Source organism: Hymenobacter sp. BRD67, from assembly GCF_013256425.1.
Taxonomy (GTDB): domain Bacteria; phylum Bacteroidota; class Bacteroidia; order Cytophagales; family Hymenobacteraceae; genus Hymenobacter.
Map to the genome: position 1 here is coordinate 2,229,690 of NZ_CP053904.1, position 16,800 is coordinate 2,246,489.

The following is a 16,800-nucleotide window of genomic DNA, read 5'->3' on the forward strand; positions in this document are numbered from 1 at the left end:
TAAGAAACTTGGTTGGGTCGCACCCCAAATTTCTCTCTGCCGTGGGAGTCTTTTTTGTTTCCAGCCTACTTCCTAAACAGCTTCGCTATGAAGATTATCAGCCTGCGCTTTGCTAACCTCAACTCGCTGCCCGGCCCGCACCTTATCCGGTTCGATATGGCGCCGCTGGCTGATACGGGGCTGTTTGCCATTACGGGCCCTACCGGCGCCGGCAAAAGCACCTTGCTCGATGCCATCGCGGTGGGCCTCTACGGCCGGGTGCCGCGCCACGACCGCCAGGTGGGCGAAATGGTAAGCCGCCACGCGCCCTCGGCGTTTTCGGAGGTGGAGTTTGAAGTGCATGAAACCAATGCGGATACCGGCCTCACGCAGCGCGTGCGCTACCGCTCGCGCTGGGAAGTGAAGCGAAAAACCCGCGGCGAGGACAAGGGCGGCCTGGGTCAGGATGCCATGACGCTGGTCTTCAGCCCGTCGGGCCAGGCAGTTATCAGCGGCAAAGAGGCCGTGCCGGCCAAAGTCGGCGAATTGTCGGGGCTGGATTTCGGGCAGTTTGAGCAGGCCGTACTGCTGAGCCAGGGCAAGTTTGCGCGCTTCCTGCACGCCCCCGAAAAGGAGCGCAGCGCCCTGCTCGAAAAGATGACTAATGTGGGCATCTACTCGCGGCTGTCGGTGGCGGCGTTTGAGAAAGCCCGCGAGGAAGAGCAAAAAACCAGGCTGCTCGAAGCTACCCTCAATGCTACCCGCCTGCTGCCGGACGAAGAGCGCCAGCGCCTCGAACGCCTGCTCGACGAGTTGCACACCGAGGCCGTAATAACCTACGAGCACCAGCAGGAGCTAAGCACCTGCCTGGCCTGGCGCACCGTACTTGACCAATTTGACAAGCAGCTGGCCGATGCCGCCCGGCAGGCGGCCCGGCTGCAGGACGAAAACGCCGCTCTGCAGCCGACGTTTGCGCGCCTGGCCGACCACGAGCGTGCGACTGCGCCAGCTCTGGCTACAGCCCTGGTGCTGGCCGAGCAGGCCGGGCAGGAGCGGCGCCGCGATGCCGAAGCGCTCGCGCAGCTGGAGCAGCAGCTTCCTACGCTGCTCAGCGGGGCCGAAGCCGCCGAGGTTGCCCACGCCGCCGCTACTGCCAGCCAGGCCACGGCCCAGGCCGAGGCCGACCAGCTGCGCCCGGTGCTGCAGGAAGTGCTGGCTCAAGATATTACCATCCGGGCGGCGCAAGCGGAGTTGGCCCGGAAGCGGGCCGCGCACGAACGCGACCAGGCTAGCTACGAAACTGAGCTGGCTACCTGGCACCACACCCAGGCCCGCGAGCTGACGCAGCTGGAGCAGACCCAGGCCGGACTTCAGGAGTGGCTGCGAGCCCACGCCCACGAGCAGAATCTCCCAAAGGAACTAGATGTGCTAAATCGAGAAATCATCGATTTAGAAGCGGTGAACACCCGGCTGGCTACCCTCGAAGCGCAGCAGAAAGCGCAGCTCAAACAGCTGGCCGATGCAGTGGCCGACCTACAGCGCCACGAGCTGGCTGCGGCGGATGCCCAGCGGCAGCAGCGCGAATCGATAGAGCAGGGCCGGCCTTGTCGCGAAGAGCGCGACAGCTTATTGAATGGCATCGGTGCCGATGAGCTGGACCAGCGCGACGCCGACCTCACGGCGCGGCTACACCTGCTGCAGCGCCTGCTCCCGCTGGCCCAAGCGGCGCACGACCATTCGGCCCGTGCCCACGCCCTTACGCAGGAGCATGAGCAGGCCGGCCCGGCGCTGGCAGCTGCCGAAACCACTTTTGCTCACCTTGAGCTACGCTACGCCGATGGCCAGCGGCTGCTCGAAAGCTACCAGCGGGAGCTGCGGGCCCAGCAAACCCTGGCCGACCTGAATGCGCATCGCCAGCACCTGCGCCCCGGCCAGCCCTGCCCGCTGTGCGGCGCGGCTGAACACGCATTTGCCGCCACTTTCGCGGCCGATGCCAATGAGCAGGAGCAGCGCGTAGCGGCCCAGAAAGAAGCTCTAACGCAAGCAAACAACGAGGTTACACACACCGGGCAAGAGCTGGCCCGCCTGCGCTACGCCCAGCAGCAACGCCTGGCCCGCCGCGCCGAAGCCGCCGAAGCCGCTGCCCTGGCCCGCACGCAGGCCACGGCACTCGCTGCTTCCCTCCACCCACCCCTACCCGACCCGGCCGACCCAACTGCCATCAACCACCTGCTTGCTGAAACAGCTGAGCAGCAGCAGGCTACCGGTATCGCCCGCCGCCGCCTTGTCACGCTCACCGAGCAGCTGGCGCAGCTTAAGGCCGAGCACAAGGCCGCGGGTGCCCGGCTTACGCAAGCGCAGGAAGAAGCGCAGCGCGCCGAAGCGCGCCGGCAAAAAGCGCAGCAAGCCCTGGTGCCCATCGACGCGGAGCTGGCTGATGCCCGCGAGCAAGCCGCTAATTATCGAGCCGTTATTCAGGGTCTGCTGGCCCCCACCAGCTTACGCTGCCTGCGTCCGCGCAGCCCTACGCGGGCGTTCTGGCTACCCTTAGCGAGCGCGCCAGCACGTTCCAGGCCCGGATGGAAGCGCTGCAGAAGCGCGAGCACGAAGTTGCCAGCCTGAAAGACCGGCAAGCTATGCAGGCCAATACCTTAGCTAAGACGCAGGAGAAGCTGCAGGCAGATGCCGGCAACCTACGCGCTGACCAGCAGGCCATTGAAGCGCAGCAAGCCGCCCGGCTGGCCCGCTACGCTGGCCCCGACCCCGCCACCGAGGCTGAGCGACTGCACCAAGCCACTCAGCGGCTAAGTGAGGCCGCCCAGCTGGCCGAAGCCGAGCGCACGCGCCAGCAGCTGGCCCTGAAAGGCACGCGCGAGAAAATAACCCAGCGCCGGGAAGACCTGCGGCGCCACGAGGCTGATTTTCAGGCGCGGCAAGTCGAGCTGGCCAGTGCGCTAACTGCCGCCGGCCTTACAACCGCGGCCGAGGCGCAGGCCTTACGGCTACCCGCCGCCGAAGCGCAGCAGCTCGCGCAGCGCCGCCAGCAGCATCTTACCGACCAGCAGGCCAGCCAGCAATTGCAAGCCAAGCTCGGCGCCGACCTGGCGCGCCACCACGAGCTGGCCCTCACGCACTTAACGACCCAGGACCTTACTGCCGGGCTGGCGCAGCTAAATGCCGAAAATGAGCAGCTGCACCAACGCCTCGGGGCCGCCGCCAGCCAGCTGGTCCAGGATGACGAGGCCCGCCAGCAGCAGGCTGCTGGCCTGCGCCAGCTGGCTGCCCGCCAGCGCGAGCAGGAGCGCTGGCAAGACCTGGCCGAGCAAATCGGCTCGGCCAAGGGCGACAAGTTCAGCCAGTTTGCCCAAGGGCTGACGCTTAATCACCTGGCCCGGCTGGCTAATCTGCGCCTGCGCCAGCTCACGGGCCGCTACACTATTCTTAAAATGCCCAACCGCAACCTCGAGCTGCAAATAATCGACCACGACCAGGCCGATACCGTGCGGCCGATGGCGTCGCTTTCGGGCGGTGAAAGCTTTCTGGTGAGCCTAGCCCTGGCCCTGGGCCTGAGCGAGCTGGCGGGCTACAAGGCCCGCATCGAGTCGCTGTTTATCGACGAAGGCTTCGGCACCCTCGACCCCGATGCGCTCAACACCGCACTCGATGCCCTGGAACGCCTGCAGCACTCCGGCAAAATGATTGGCGTTATCTCGCACGTGGCCGACCTCAAAGACCGTATCGGCACCCAGATTCGGGTGCAGCCCGGCGCCGGCGGCAACAGCACCGTGCGCGTAGTCGATGTAGTCGGCACCGAAACCAGCTGCGCGGGGTGAGTCATGATGAGCAGTAAATATAACAAAATTATATATTATACATTGCTCACGGCCCGCACTTCGGCCCAGGTCCAGTATTTTTTGGGCTGAATAGCGGCGTAGCCTTTTTGCAAAAAATCAACTACCTCACGCTCTACCACACTGGCAGCCAGCGAGGAAGCATAGATAGGCCGCCCATCGGGGTCGGCATAGCGCTCGGCTTTGGTGAGGGGGCGGCCCGCTAAGCGCAGCAGCGGGCCGGTGTCGGTGAGGCCATCCGCCGCCCAACGGTAAGCACTGCCTTCCAGCTCATTGAGGCGAGCAGCAAGTGCTGCCAGCGGCAGGCGCGGCAGCGTGGGCCGGCTTTCGAGGTCAATCCAGGTAGTGTACTTACATTCCAGCTCGTAGCGCTGCCCATCGTAGAGGCTCAGCACCCAGTCGAAGCCCGCCGTGGGGCCAAACAGCGCGTAGTACGGTACCGGCGCGGGCGTGTGCATCACAACAAGGCGGATAGCCCCGTAGTCGGTGCGACGCGTCAGCGGCCCTTGCAGCGCGGCCACGGCCTGTTGCACGCGCTGGTATTCGGGCTCCCACACGGCGCGATAAATATTCGGATTTTCTATTATTTCAGCGAAGCGCGGCAGAAACCAGGCAAATTTCTCGGCCGAGGCCTCATCTTCCCGTCGGCGGCGGATAGGCGCCCCAAAAGGCTCATAAAAGCGCGCTTTTTCTTCCGCGTTCAGCCAGCAGGCCAGCTGCAAGGCCTGGTTGGCCAGCGGATGCTGCCAGTCTAGCTCCCGAAAATCGCCGAGCCTGGCCGTAAGGCGCAGCAGCTCTTCGTGAGCCAGCGCCAGCTCGGGGTGAAGCAACGCCCATACGCCGATGAAGCCATCAATATCGAAGTGATTGGCCGTAACGGCTTGCGCTTCCAGCCCAGGGGTAGCCGCCTGACGCAGTGCCCTCAGGCACGAGCCGGCGCTGGTGTCGTCGCGCAGAGCCTCGGGGGTAGCGGCCCCACGCCAATGCGCCAGCGTAAGGGCGGCGCCCAGGCCGGTGCTGTCAACGACGATGGTGGGCTGGCGGCGAAGCTGGGCAAAAGGAACAAAAAAACGCTTCACGAAGGGCAGATATTTAAAATAAATTTTTTATAATTTATACTATATACTTTTTATTTATCGCTGTCCACGGCGATTACGAATTTTCTCCACCTTGCTTTTTCGAATCCAGCTCAGGTAATCGTGCAGCTCGGTGGCGGCGCGCAGGGCTTCGACCGTCGGGTAGCGGCGGGCAAGCTCACGGTTGGTCAAAAACCGGTGCACGCTGCTGTGGCAAGGCTGGCAAAGCGCTACTGTAGCACCATAGCGCCCTCCTTCCTCGCGGGGCACTAAGTGGTGACGGGTTGTCTGCTGCACTTCCCGCTCACACAAGCCGCAGCAGGAGGTAGCACTAGGGCGGGCGCGGGCAGCGGCTTCGGCAGCCGCCTGTTGCATTTGCTGGCGACGGAGCATACTAACCAGGTATTGGGAAAGGCAAGGTTAACGTACGATAACCAGCTGCAGCGGTTGAGATAATTATTTTAACACGCCGGAAGTTGCGTGGTATGATTATGGCTACTATATTGACCCCCGTTTACCGTTCCTAAAGTTTTACGCACTTCTTTTTTTTCTCTTCTCTTTATTTTGTCTAATGGCTTCATTATTTACTCCATTTTCGAAGGCACCCAACCACTTACGCCTGCTGGTGAGCGGCGCAGCCTTGTTTGCTCTGACGCTGGCAGCGCCCGCAGCGCAGGCCCAAACCTGGATGGTTTCGACTACCCCTTATATTAAGCTGGGTATTCTCGATAAATACAACTCATTGGGAGGCTTCACGGCTACTTTCTTCGTAACAAGCGAGAAATCGGGCCAGGAGTTTATGCTTACCAAGCAGGTAGCGAAAGGACAGAACGGCGTAGACGTACTGTTTCCGACCGAGCCCAGCGACCCCGAGTATTTCAAGAATGCCCAGGGCTGGCCGCTCAGCCTACACCGGGCCGCTACCTCTGGGAGTGCCGCGTCAATGGTAAAAAAGCCGTTAGCGGCCACTTTATGTTCCCCGAAACGGGCAACGACATTACCGTAACCGGGCAGGCGCAGCGCTAGCCCCGCACGATGCGCATAAACGGCACCTCGTCGGGCAGCGGGCCGAGCAAATCGGCCAGCGCCTGCAGGAAGCGCCCCGTGGTGTCGGGCCGGCCGGCTGGTGGGCCGGCCCCATGGTGGCGATACTGCTCGCCGCGCAGCTCGCCGAGCATGGTGGGCGTGCCGGCTTCTTCGGGGCTGCGGCCCAGCGTGGCCTCAAGCAGAAAGTAGCGGGGCATTGCCTCATCGGAATCGGCGTCCTGGTCGTCGTCCTCATCCTCATGCGGAATGTGTGACTGGTTATCCGGGTTAGGCTCCAGGTCGTGGTACACGATAGCTACCAGATGGGCCTCGCCAATAGCCTGCGGGGCAGGCAGCTGCAGCAGCGCCGTGGCTCGCCCGGCTACCTTATGCCAGCTCAGGTGCAAACCGCGGGCCGGTACCCGCTCGCGGGGTGCCAGGCTTTCGGCAGCTTTATCCCAGATGTAAAGCAGCAGCTCGCGGGCCAGCAGCGGGTCGGCCAGCTCGCGGTGAACGGCTACCGGGCGGCGCCATACCAGCTGAGGCAGCATGGTGTAAGCAAAATGATGCGGATGCGGACGGGCCATTTCGGCAGGAAGAAAGCGAAGAATGAATTGGCTGACTGCTCTCCTTTAGCAGCTTGTTAAGCCAACGCCACAAGGCTGCCTGTCACTGCGGCGGGGAGTAATAGCAACTACCCGCCGCCGGACGAAGCCGACAAAGGTATAGGCTCATGCAGCGCAGCTGGGTAGTATCAGCCACTGGTTAAATTAAATAAGAATCATTATATTTTGCAACCTATACTGTCCTGGCAAATTTAATTGCTGACTTGCGGCGGGAGCCCCGGAAGCCGGCAATTGAAGCTTTTCAATGACTTCAGTCGCGCTTGCTTTGCACCAGCTTTAGCGCCTGGTGCAGCTCACGGAGCTTCACCAGACCGGTAAGGGCAGCAGGCCAGCGAAGAAGACGCCCATCAGGCCGGTTTCGAGCCACCAGACGAGTGTAAGCTGCGTGCGCACCAGATACCAGGCGCCGCACAGCAGCCCAAAGGCCAGCGCCAGCTGGGCTATGAGGTGCCAGGGCACGCGCACGCGCATACGCTGGCTTACCAGCCACACGTAGCCGCCCGAAACAAGCAGTACGCTCAACAAAGTATTGATAGCGGCGGCGATGGCCCCGTAGCGCGGCAGCAGCAGCAGATTGAGGGTAAGGTTGAGGCCAATGCTCAGGGCCACGAGCCAGCTTACGGCCTGCTGGTGCCGGGTACTGGTAAGCAGCGTGCTGTAAATAGCAAAGAAAGCATGCACCAATACATTGAGAAATAATATCTTCAGGCAGCGCACCATGCGCGCCAGCTCAGGACCCGTGCTGTGCCCGAACTGCCAGAACAATACTTCACCTCTGAATAGCACGAAGGCGACCAGCAGCAGCAGCGGGATGGCTACCACGCGCTGGCCCAGCCAAAGCAGCTGCCGTAGCTCGCGCGGGCGCGCGGCAGCATGGGCAAAGCGGGCAAAAAACAGCGGCAGTACCGTCCAGGCATACATCATAATGGCATCGAGCCAGCGGTAAGCGCCGGCATAGTAGCCGGCTTCGCGCGCCGAGGAAAGTCTTTCCAGCAGCACCATATCGACGCGCTCATTGACGCCGTAGAGCAGGGCGATAAAAGCAAATGGCATGCTGCCGCGCAGCAGCTGCCCCGCTGGCCGCCAGCGGGCCAGCGGTGAGGCAGGCGCCCGAACAACCGCCGCAGCAGGCCCATAAAGAGAACGGCCGTGAACGCCGCCGCTGCCAGCCGGGCACCTACGTAGGAACTCAGCCCCAGTTGGCCGCCCAGTAGCAGCCCCACTACCAGGCCCAGTGCCAGCAGCTTTTCGAGGACCGAAAGCACGGCGTCGGTATTGAAATGCTGGCGGGCCTGCACGGGAGCACGCAAAAACTGGCCGTATTGCGTGAGTAAAAGGCCTGCTCCGACTGCCGCCAGCAGGTAGAGCTGCGAGCCCCGGTAGCCCAGCCCCCACCCCACCCCCAGCAGGGCCAGCAGGGCCAGCAGCGTAAGCAGCCCCCGCATGGGCAGCAGGGTAGGAAACTGGCTGTCGGAAAAGCCGGGCTCGGCGGCCAGCCGCTGCACCGTAAACTGGGTGAGCCCCAGGTCGGCCACGGTGGCTACCACAACGGCCAGCGCCGAGCAGGCGGCAATCAGGCCAAAGGCAGTATGGCCAAGACGGTCCTGCACCACATTCTCGAGCAGCACCCAGCCGGGCTTGACCAGCAGATTGAGCGCAACGGCCAGGCTGATATTACCGAGAAAGCGTTTGATGCGAAATGGTGGTTGGAGCCGTGGTAGGTGAAAACGCAAAGGTAAAGCCGCTGGCAGAGGTATTAGAAGTTTATCTTTGTCGGCAGAAGCCTAAGGTGTGCTATTCACGCTGGCTTCTTTCCTCCTGTTTATGTTGCCCCATTCGTCCCCATCATTCTCGTTTAAAAGCCTGCGGGCTATTTTTCAGCGCTGGAAAACCCAGCTGGCCCTGGCTGGAGGCCTGGCGCTGCTGGTAAGCCTGCTGGTGGTTTTACGAATGCCCAACATATATAGCTCAACCGCTATTTTCTTACCCACCTCGCCCCAAAGCACGGACCCCGACCGCCTGGTGGAAGGCTCAAAGCTCGAAATCGGGGCTCGTTCGGAAGACCTGGACCGCGTGCTGACCATTGGGCAGTCGCTGCCGCTGGCTGAGCAGATAATCCATAAGTTTAACTTGTACCAGCACTACGACGCGGGGCAGCCCGGCACCGATGCCGCCGACACCCGCGTGTTGGCCGAGTTCAGCAGCAACCTGAGCATTGTGCACAACGAGCGCGACGCCATTGAGCTTACGTTTCAGGACCGCGACCGGAAGCTGGCCGCCACTATTGCCAATGCCATGGTGCAGGCTATCGACTCGGCAAACCAGCAGCTGACATTCGAAAACCGCCGCAATGTGCTGGAGATATACCGCCAGCGCTCAGCCCGCCTGGGCGCCAGCTACGAGCTTACCCGGCAGCAGCTACTACAGGCGCGCCGCCGCTACGGCGTGTTTGGCCTCGAGCAGCAGGGCCGCTACCTGGGCAAAGCCGTAATTGAAACCGAAAAGGAGCTGCACATTGCCGAGGGTGGCGGCCCCGGCAACGTAGCCGGGCTGCGCCTGGCGCTGCGCGGCCTCACGCAGGCCAGCGGCGGCAACGCCATCAACCTGGAAAGCTGGACGCAGGGCTCCGACTCGGTAAGCCTGCTCGCCTCGCGGCTCGCCGACCTTCAGGGGCGCTTTGTGGGGTCGCAGGCCGCATTTGAGCAGGCCGAAACCTCGTTGCGCAGCCGGGTGTCATCCTTGTACATGGTCCAAAAGGCGTATCCGGCTACCCGCAAGAGCCGGCCCTTCCGAACGGCTATCGTGCTGGGCTCGGTCGTCATCACGCTGGTGCTGTCGGCCTTCCTGATTTTGCTGCTGGAACTCTACCGCCGCCGGCCGGCCAGCAATGCGTAAGCGCTAAAAACCAGCCTGGGCCTGTTCTTTTTTTCAGTATTTCCTGCTCTGCCGGGCTTCCAATGCGCCAATTTCTGCTTCGCCTGCGGCCGGTTGAGGCTAGCCAGTGGGTATTTTCAGGCTTTCTAGGGTTACTACTACTTGGCGGCGCACTGGCTGCCCTGCTTGAGCAGCCGCTGCTGCTGCTGCCCGCCCTAGCCGTGCCAGTGGTGGTACTGATGCTTTCGCGCTGGACGTGGCTCTACTACCTGCTGTTTCTGACGCTGCCTTTTTCGCGCGAAATAAGCCTGCCGGGAGGCTTGAGTATGGATGTGCCCTCCGAGCCGTTCATGCTAACATTGCTGGTATGCGTGCCCCTGTCGCTGCTGCTCACCCCGCGCAGCGCGGGGCAGTTGGTCCGCCGCGAATGGTACCACCCGCTCATTGTGCTACTGGTTATGCTGCTGCTGTGGGCCTTGCTCGACAGCTTTTTCTCAGTTAATACCCTGAAATCTATCAAGTACCTGCTGGCCAAGTGCTGGTACCTGGTGCCATTTGTGCTGGGCACCCTCGTTATTGCCAAGCGTCCGGCCGACTTCTGGCGCATGGCGGCCTGCTACGTCGGGGCCGCGGTAGTCAGTCTGTTTTGGGTGCTGGCGCGCCACGCCGGCTACGGCTTCAGCTTTGCGAAGGTCAACAAGGCCATTCAGCCTTTCTACCTCAATCACGTAATCTATGCCACGGTGCTGGCGCTGCTGCTGCCGCTTGCCGTGGGGCTGGCGCTACAGGCGGCCACACCCGGCCGGCGGCGCCTGTGGCTTGCCGCCAGTGGGCTGCTCCTTTTTGGGCTGATTACCTCGTACACTAGGGCCTCCTGGCTTTCGCTGCCCGTAGCCGGCATTTTTTACGTCGTCATGCGCCTGCGCCTCACGCGGGTGCTGCTGGCCACGTTGGCCCTGAGCGTGGGGGCGGCTACCTGCTATTTTGTGAGCAGTGAGAATTTTATGCGCTTTCGGCCCGACTATGAGAAAACCATCTGGCACGGCGGCAACCTAGCGGCCCACCTGGCGTCGACCTATAAGTTTCAGGATGTGTCGGGCATGGAGCGGGTATACCGCTGGGTGGCCGCCGCCAATATGATAGCCGATAAGCCCCTGGTTGGCAGCGGCCCTCCACCTTTTACCCGGAGTACAAGCGCTACACTGTTTCCAGCTTTCGGACTTATGTGAGTGATAACCCCGAGCACTCCACGGCGCATAATTACTTTCTGCTCCAGCTGGCCGAGCAGGGTATTCCGGGATTTGTACTGTTCTGCATCCTGGTTGCCACGGCTTTGCTCACTGCCGAGCGCCTTTACCACGCCAGTGCGCACCGGCCCGACGTGCGCCGCATAGTACTGGCCGTGTCGCTCTCGCTGGTCATTATCATTTTCCACCTGTTTCTCAACGAGCTGGTCGAGGTCGATAAAATCGGCTCCATCTTTTACGTGGCGCTGGCTATGCTCGTGCGCAGCAACACCTGGCTGGAAGACGAAAGATTTGCCGGAGAGCAGGAAAGCTTCAAAAATATATAAAATAATATATATTAATTACTTAACCCGCAGGCTCAGCATCGTCACATCATCGGCAAAGCGCTCACCGTTGGCGTTGAACTGCTGAATGCGGTGGAGCATCTCGTGGTGCAGGCGCGGCAAGGGCAGGTAGCGGTTGCGCACCAGCGCAGTGAGCACGCCCTGCTCGCCAAACTCTTCCTGGTGCCTGTTAAATACTTCCGTGAGGCCGTCGGTGTAGGCAAACAGCAACGAGTGCGGCGGCATCGCCGTCAGCCCGACTTTGAAGGGTGGCAGCTCGTCCATGATGCCCAGCATAACGGTGCCGTCGTGCAACAGCTGGGGTGAGCCCGCATCGGGCAGCAGCAGCGGGTCGTTGTGGCCGGCATTGACGTACTCCAGCACCTGGGTACGGCGGTCGTAAATAGCCAGAAAAGCCGTGATAAACTTTTCGCCGCCCGCGTTGCGAAAAATCAGGTGGTTCAGCTCACTCACGGTAGTTACCAAGTCGGCATTCTGGCGGAGCAGCGTGCGCAGGCCGGCCTGAAAGTTCGACATCAACAGCGAGGCTGGCACGCCTTTGCCGCTCACATCGGCCACGCACACCAGCAGGCGGTGCGCATCTATCTCTATTACGTCGTAGTAGTCGCCCCCAATCTCGGTATGCGGCTGGTAGGTAGCGTGTAATACAACATACTTATTATTAGGCAGATGCTGCGGAAACAGCAACTGCTGCACCTGCTGCGCAATCTCGATTTCGCGGCGCACGGCGGCTTCCGCCATCAGCAGTGTTTCGCGCTGGCGGGCCAGGCGCAGGTTGGCCACCGCCCCGAGCAGGATATTACTGAGCGTTTCGAGGAAAGCCAGCGCTTCCTGGCTGGCGTAGTCGCCCTGCATGGTGCCCACAAACACCAGCGCCTGGGTTGCTTCGCGCTGGCGCACCGGCACCAGCAGCTCAAATGCCTGCCAGGCCGGTCCCAGGCCCAGTTCCTGCACCGGGCAGGGCGTGCCGGGGCACCAGCTAGCCACCTCGGCCGGGGTGAAGCGCGAATCGGTTGACAGGGTGGTGCCAAAATTCACTTTTAACCGAAAAGCACCTTCCTCAAGCACGTAGAGCGCCAGGCGGCGCACCCCGAGCTGCCCGATAAGCGTAAACTGGTATATTTTATATAAATCAGCCTCGCCCGAGTCGTGGGTGATGGCCTGGGTAATCTCCAGCAATGCGCCCAATTCGCGCTCTTTTAAAAAGAGGCGTTTTTCGAGGCCAACCAAGGCGGCGGTTTGGGGCATAGTCTAAAACGAACAACTAAAGCACGGGCTTTAGCAACCACTGAAATACGGTAAACTGTCACAATAATACGCCTAGCTGCCCAACTCCCCGCTACCCGACTCAGGTAAGGGGCGTTTTGGGGTCGAAGGCATCGCGCAGGCCATTGCCCAGCACATTAAAGCTAAGCACTAACAAGCTGATTGCCAAGCCCGGCAGCAGGGTCAGCCACAGGCCGGCTTCGGTACCCAGCAGGTCATAGCCTTCTTTCACCATCAGCCCCCAGCTGGGGCCGGCGGCTGCACGCCCAGGCCCAGAAAGCTCAGGCCGGCTTCGAGCAGAATTGCAGCCGCAAAATTGCTGGTGGCCAGCACGATGAGCGGCCCGCGCAGATTGGGCAGCAGGTGCACGAAAATGAGCCGGCTGGTAGGCAGCCCCAGCACCCGGCCCGCTTCAATAAAGGTGGCCGAGCGCAGGCCCAATACCTGCCCGCGCACCACCCGCGCCACATCGACCCACATCGTCAGGCCCACGGCTACGAAGCTGACCCACACGCCTTTGCTATCCAGGGCCAGCGAGATACCGATGACCAGCATAATGCCGGGAATGCTCCAGACCACGGTCATCAGGCCCAGCAGCAGGCTATCGACCCAGCCGCCGAAGTAGCCGGCTACGGCCCCCACGGCTACGCCCAGGGCCAGCGAGATGAGTACTGCTACCAGCCCGATACCCAGCGAGATGCGCGTACCCAGCAGCAGCCGGCTCAGCTCATCGCGACCGGCCTTGTCGGTGCCCAGCCAGTAACGGCGGGTTATTAACGGCTGATTACCAGCCCCCAGCTGCTTTTTTCCAGAAGCGGCTTGGTCTTTGAGCTGCGGCGGGCGGCCGTGCAGCCACACGTGCAGCACAGTGCCGGGAGCTGGCGCGATGGGGTCGGGCACCTGCCTGATGGTAGCCGTGAAGCCGGGCGGCTGCTTTTGCAGCTGCACCAGGCCATTGTTAGCATTGGGCGAGTTATCGGGCAATATCCAGTAGCCGAGCAGCGCCACAAGGGCGCACAGCGCGATAAACCCCAGCCCCACCACGGCCGGGCGATTGGCCCACAGGCGCTGGCGCACGTAGTAGCCGGGCGTGCGCACCGGGGGCGGCACTACCACCGCCGTATCGGGCGCGGCAGGCAGCGTTTCGGAGCTGGCAGGCGCGGTGGCCACGGCTAGCGGGTGTTGTGCTGCAGCAGCCCTTCCTTAGATGCCAGGTAGCTGGCATCCTGGCCCAGCGCGCCAAACGAAGTGGGCTCGTAGGCCAGCTCGGTATCGGGGTCGGGCCAGTAGTAGCGCACCAAGCCGCGCTCCAGCAGCTGCCCCAGCAGCGGAAGCAGCTCGGCGGCAGGCAAGCCGGTTTTTTCGAGCAGCACCCGGAAGGGCGTTACAAAATATAATTCGTCGAGCAGGTCAAATTCAGCGTCGGTCATGGCTGGCAAAAGTAGTAGCGCGGACCTTGTAGTCCGCATTTAGCTCGGTTTCCACGCGGACGGCAACGTCCGCGCTACTGTATTTTTCGCACGCGCAGGTAGTCGAGCATGGCCTGGTTCACGGCTCCATTCATGTTCGTGTTGGCTGGCTCATACGTGAGCGTAAGCATGTTTTTGCCCTTCGCCAGGCGCACCATTGCCGGGTTCGAGAAGCCCCAGTTCGACCATTCAGCCACCCCGCGCTGGGGCAGCACCACGGTGCCCAGCAGCTGGCCGCGGCCATCGCGCAGCGTGCGAATGGCGCACTGGTTGTTGGTATTGATGGGGCCGTTGCCGTTGGCATAGCGAAAATCGAGCGCGTAGAGCCCCGCCTCCGGCACTTCAACCGGAATACTGAGCCGGGTGTTTTTAGCAGTACTCACCTCTATAAAGCCGGTGCCACTAAAGCCTTTGTACGCGTAAGCTGCGGCCGGCGCCAGGGTTTCGAGCTGGATTTCAGCGGCGGGTACCCCTACCGGCAGCGGCTCGCTGGCAAACGACTCGTGGCCTTTGGCATTTATAGCCAAAACCTGATATTCGGCATACGAGCCGGGCGCTACCGCGTACGTAGTAGCGCCGCTGGCATCTACCGGCTGGCCGTTTTTGAGCACCCGGTAGGTTACTACGCCGGCCTGGGCGGGCCAGCTAAGCTGGCCGTTGGCATAGCTTAGCTGCGGGGTTTCGGGGCTGAACAAGTCAGGCACCCGATTCACGTTGGCCGCCGCCGGAGCCTGGCTTTTGAGCACGATGCGCAGTTTGTGCGCCCCGGTGAGCGTGGCGGGTACGGCGGCACCGGCCAGCGGCTGGCCATCCAAGGTGATTTCCTGGATTTCATTGCCAAAGCCCGTCATCTCGATAGTCAGCCGCGCGCGGCGATACGCAAAGTTGGTGAGCTGGCGGGTGCCCTGCAGCCCCCGCGGCACGAAGGGCTGAAACACCAGCCGGTCGGTTTCATAGTGCATGCCAAACAGCACTTTATACACCAGGGCCAGGCTGCCCGAGAGGCTCCAGAGCATATTGGAAGAGTTGACCTGGGTGCCGGCAAAGTCGCCGTTGCTGGCCACGAAGTTTTCCTTATTCGTCAAGAACAGCGCCGCCGGGCGGTAAACGGCGGCCATGCTTTCCATCACCGAAGCCTCGTTGCCGGCCTTGGCGGCGGCCAGCGCCCAGAAGCTCTGCACGAAGGGCCACACCGCGTCGTTGTGGTAGGGCGGAATGCCCGGAATCTGGGGATAGATGCAGGAAATGCCAAAGGGCGTAGTCGGAACATTCGCCACTACTGTTTTGGCCCGGCCCTCGTCGGCAACGCCAAAATACACGCTCAGCGCCTCACCCAGCGCCTCGGAGCGGGGCGACACCACCGGAAATATTCGACCGTACCTATATTGCCCGTAGTAGCCGGCTTTTTCGAGCCACAAGTGCTGATTAATGGCTTGCCTGATAACGCCCGCTGCCTGCTCGTGGCGCTCGGCCACGGCCGTTTCGCCCAGCTGCCGGGCCATGAGGGCCAGTACGGTATTAGCCTGAAAATGAACAGCGTTGGTGCCCAGGTTTTCGCTTTGATAGATATCCGCCGGCTGCATCCAGCGCGGGTAGGTCTGCTCGCGCCAGTCCAGAAACGATGACTCGCCGCGCACCAGGCCGCTGGTGGGGTCGTAGGCATTCTGGGCGTCTTCTTCCAGCGTCTTTTTGACGATGGGATACACCTTGCGCAGCCACGCGGCGTCACCGGTTACCTTGTATACCTCCCAGGCCGCCACGGCCCAGATTACGCGGTCGGTAGAGCACGGATACGCCCCGCCAGTGCCGGTGTCCTGAATGATGCGGCCCGCGGGCGATACCTTGCGCAGCAGGCTTTTCATCGCCGATTTGGGTTGCAGCGTAGCCTGGGCCAGGATGATGGAATAGCTCACGTCGCGCGTCCACACGCCCGCCCACTCTTTGCCGGTACGAAACGTACTGTCGGGCTCCACGGCGCGCCGCGCTTCTTCCAAAGCCAGGTTATAAAGCGCATCGGCGAGCGGGTAGCCCGACTTATACTGGGGGAAATCGTCGGTTTTAATAGATTTTTCCCAGCGGCTGGCGGTGGTTTTGGCGGCGGCCGGCGCGTTAAGCGTCAGGGTCACCTCGTAGATGCCGTCGCCATCGGCATCGTGCATTTCCAGCTCGGGCTTGTTTATCAGGTTGTCAAAATCCCAGCTCAGCGGCGCAGTACTGCCGGCTACGAAAACCTTCTTAAAGTCTTGCTTATAAATCTTTTCGCCTTTATAAGTAGTGAAATAGCCTTGCTTATCAAAAGCAGCCAGCACGGGCCGAAGGTCGAGCCTGATTTTTAGCGGCGTGTTAGGGGCCAGGTACTGGCCGGCCGGCACGGGCCGGGCCTCTGCATAGCGTTGGCCAAATAGGATAACCGGGGTTTCAAGGACCGCGCCGGGCGCGGCGGGCAGCGCCAGAAAGGTATTATCCTGGCCGGGCGGCAGCTCGTTATCCTTGCCGTTGAGGCTGAACTTGAAGGTCACCAGCGGGCTCTGCGTCTCGTTGGCCGGGCTGCGATAGTTGGAAGTCAGCGCCGTCGCTGAAACTACCCGGCCGTGGTTGTGGCCCTGCACGATACTATCTCGGTAAAGCGTGTAGGCCTCAGAATGCCAGATGGCCCCGGCCGGGCCGCCGGCCATTTCAGTGGTGCCGGGCTTCGACTGGCAGCTGCTTAGCAGCAGGCCGCCGGCCAGTAGCAGGGCGCTCAACTCGTAATACGTCATGGGAGTAACAGGCTGATTTAAGAGACGACAGGCCAGCCGGAACCAGCTGGATAAGAAGTTGAAAAGCTGTTCAGGAAAACGTCGGACGGTCATGCTGAGCTTGTTGAAGCATCTCGCTCGCTTCGTTGAACGAATCATACGGCGCGGTGGAGATGCTTCGACAAGCTCAGCATGACGTTCATTTTTCATTTTCAGTAATTCCTAAACAGCTTCGCTAAAAAGCGGAAAAGCTACTTGACGTAACGCTAGCTTGGTTTTCTTAAGTTAAAAGAATAAGCTCTAC

General features: G+C 61.6%; 17 protein-coding genes. 7 read left to right on the forward strand and 10 right to left on the reverse strand.

The window, feature by feature from the left end; all coding sequences use genetic code 11:
• The first annotated feature begins 87 nt into the window (after positions 1-87).
• Both GKZ67_RS10430 and GKZ67_RS10435 read left to right on the forward strand, forming a co-directional pair.
• Positions 88-2,601, forward strand: a complete 2,514-nt coding sequence (locus tag GKZ67_RS10430) for an AAA family ATPase (RefSeq protein ID WP_173242226.1) — start codon at positions 88-90, stop codon at positions 2,599-2,601.
• Positions 2,559-3,812 (forward strand): SbcC/MukB-like Walker B domain-containing protein, encoded by a 1,254-nt coding sequence (locus GKZ67_RS10435; protein WP_173242227.1) that lies wholly within the window; start codon positions 2,559-2,561, stop codon positions 3,810-3,812. The genes GKZ67_RS10430 and GKZ67_RS10435 overlap by 43 nt, the downstream gene beginning before the upstream one ends.
• Positions 3,813-3,847: 35 nt before the next feature.
• On the opposite strand, the gene GKZ67_RS10440 is transcribed toward GKZ67_RS10435, so the two are convergent.
• Positions 3,848-4,909, reverse strand: coding sequence for a DUF6687 family protein (locus tag GKZ67_RS10440; RefSeq protein ID WP_173242228.1), 1,062 nt, complete (start codon positions 4,907-4,909; stop codon positions 3,848-3,850).
• A gap of 54 nt (positions 4,910-4,963) precedes the next feature.
• Complete coding sequence (locus tag GKZ67_RS10445; protein WP_254244747.1) at positions 4,964-5,299, reverse strand: HNH endonuclease; 336 nt, start codon at positions 5,297-5,299, stop codon at positions 4,964-4,966.
• A gap of 178 nt (positions 5,300-5,477) precedes the next feature.
• On the opposite strand from GKZ67_RS10445, the gene GKZ67_RS10450 reads away from it, so the two are divergent.
• Complete coding sequence (locus GKZ67_RS10450) at positions 5,478-5,912, forward strand: hypothetical protein (protein WP_173242229.1); 435 nt, start codon at positions 5,478-5,480, stop codon at positions 5,910-5,912.
• Positions 5,913-5,928: 16 nt separating this feature from the next.
• Here GKZ67_RS10450 and GKZ67_RS10455 read toward each other — a convergent pair whose 3' ends face one another.
• The 3 genes from GKZ67_RS10455 to GKZ67_RS10465 form a co-directional block, all read right to left on the reverse strand.
• Positions 5,929-6,519 carry a hypothetical protein gene (locus tag GKZ67_RS10455; RefSeq protein ID WP_173242230.1) on the reverse strand — a complete coding sequence of 197 codons (591 nt, stop codon included), beginning with the start codon at positions 6,517-6,519 and terminating at the stop codon, positions 5,929-5,931.
• Between the two features lie 342 nt (positions 6,520-6,861).
• Complete coding sequence (locus GKZ67_RS10460; RefSeq protein ID WP_173242231.1) at positions 6,862-7,560, reverse strand: polysaccharide biosynthesis C-terminal domain-containing protein; 699 nt, start codon at positions 7,558-7,560, stop codon at positions 6,862-6,864.
• On the reverse strand, positions 7,479-8,168 hold the full coding sequence (locus GKZ67_RS10465; protein ID WP_173242232.1) for an oligosaccharide flippase family protein: 690 nt from the start codon (positions 8,166-8,168) through the stop codon (positions 7,479-7,481). Before GKZ67_RS10465 ends, GKZ67_RS10460 begins: the two co-directional genes overlap by 82 nt.
• Between GKZ67_RS10465 and GKZ67_RS24130 the strand changes: the two genes are divergently transcribed.
• The 4 genes from GKZ67_RS24130 (at position 8,148) to GKZ67_RS10480 (ending at position 11,005) form a co-directional block, all read left to right on the forward strand.
• The gene (locus GKZ67_RS24130) at positions 8,148-8,279 is read left to right on the forward strand and encodes a hypothetical protein (RefSeq protein ID WP_262889598.1); all 132 of its coding nucleotides are present in this window, start codon (positions 8,148-8,150) and stop codon (positions 8,277-8,279) included. The two genes, GKZ67_RS10465 and GKZ67_RS24130, sit on opposite strands and share 21 nt — an antisense overlap.
• 103 nt (positions 8,280-8,382) lie before the next feature.
• The gene (locus GKZ67_RS10470) at positions 8,383-9,453 is read left to right on the forward strand and encodes a hypothetical protein (RefSeq protein WP_173242233.1); all 1,071 of its coding nucleotides are present in this window, start codon (positions 8,383-8,385) and stop codon (positions 9,451-9,453) included.
• A 62-nt stretch (positions 9,454-9,515) separates the two neighbouring features.
• Positions 9,516-10,661: an O-antigen ligase family protein gene (locus tag GKZ67_RS10475; protein WP_173242234.1), complete on the forward strand. Its 1,146-nt coding sequence runs from the start codon at positions 9,516-9,518 to the stop codon at positions 10,659-10,661.
• Positions 10,658-11,005 (forward strand): hypothetical protein, encoded by a 348-nt coding sequence (locus tag GKZ67_RS10480; RefSeq protein ID WP_173242235.1) that lies wholly within the window; start codon positions 10,658-10,660, stop codon positions 11,003-11,005. The genes GKZ67_RS10475 and GKZ67_RS10480 overlap by 4 nt, the downstream gene beginning before the upstream one ends.
• A gap of 15 nt (positions 11,006-11,020) precedes the next feature.
• Here GKZ67_RS10480 and GKZ67_RS10485 read toward each other — a convergent pair whose 3' ends face one another.
• From GKZ67_RS10485 to GKZ67_RS10500, 5 genes are all read right to left on the reverse strand, one after another.
• Entirely contained in the window at positions 11,021-12,271 is a 1,251-nt protein-coding gene (locus GKZ67_RS10485) for a PP2C family protein-serine/threonine phosphatase (protein WP_173242236.1), read from the reverse strand.
• Positions 12,272-12,371: 100 nt separating this feature from the next.
• Positions 12,372-12,524 (reverse strand): hypothetical protein, encoded by a 153-nt coding sequence (locus GKZ67_RS23420; RefSeq protein WP_254244748.1) that lies wholly within the window; start codon positions 12,522-12,524, stop codon positions 12,372-12,374.
• Positions 12,524-13,459 carry an ABC transporter permease gene (locus tag GKZ67_RS10490; protein ID WP_254244749.1) on the reverse strand — a complete coding sequence of 312 codons (936 nt, stop codon included), beginning with the start codon at positions 13,457-13,459 and terminating at the stop codon, positions 12,524-12,526. The genes GKZ67_RS23420 and GKZ67_RS10490 overlap by 1 nt, the downstream gene beginning before the upstream one ends.
• Before the next feature lie 2 nt (positions 13,460-13,461).
• Entirely contained in the window at positions 13,462-13,719 is a 258-nt protein-coding gene (locus GKZ67_RS10495) for a hypothetical protein (RefSeq protein WP_173242237.1), read from the reverse strand.
• A gap of 74 nt (positions 13,720-13,793) precedes the next feature.
• Positions 13,794-16,517: an MGH1-like glycoside hydrolase domain-containing protein gene (locus GKZ67_RS10500; protein WP_173242238.1), complete on the reverse strand. Its 2,724-nt coding sequence runs from the start codon at positions 16,515-16,517 to the stop codon at positions 13,794-13,796.
• Positions 16,518-16,800: the final 283 nt, after the last annotated feature.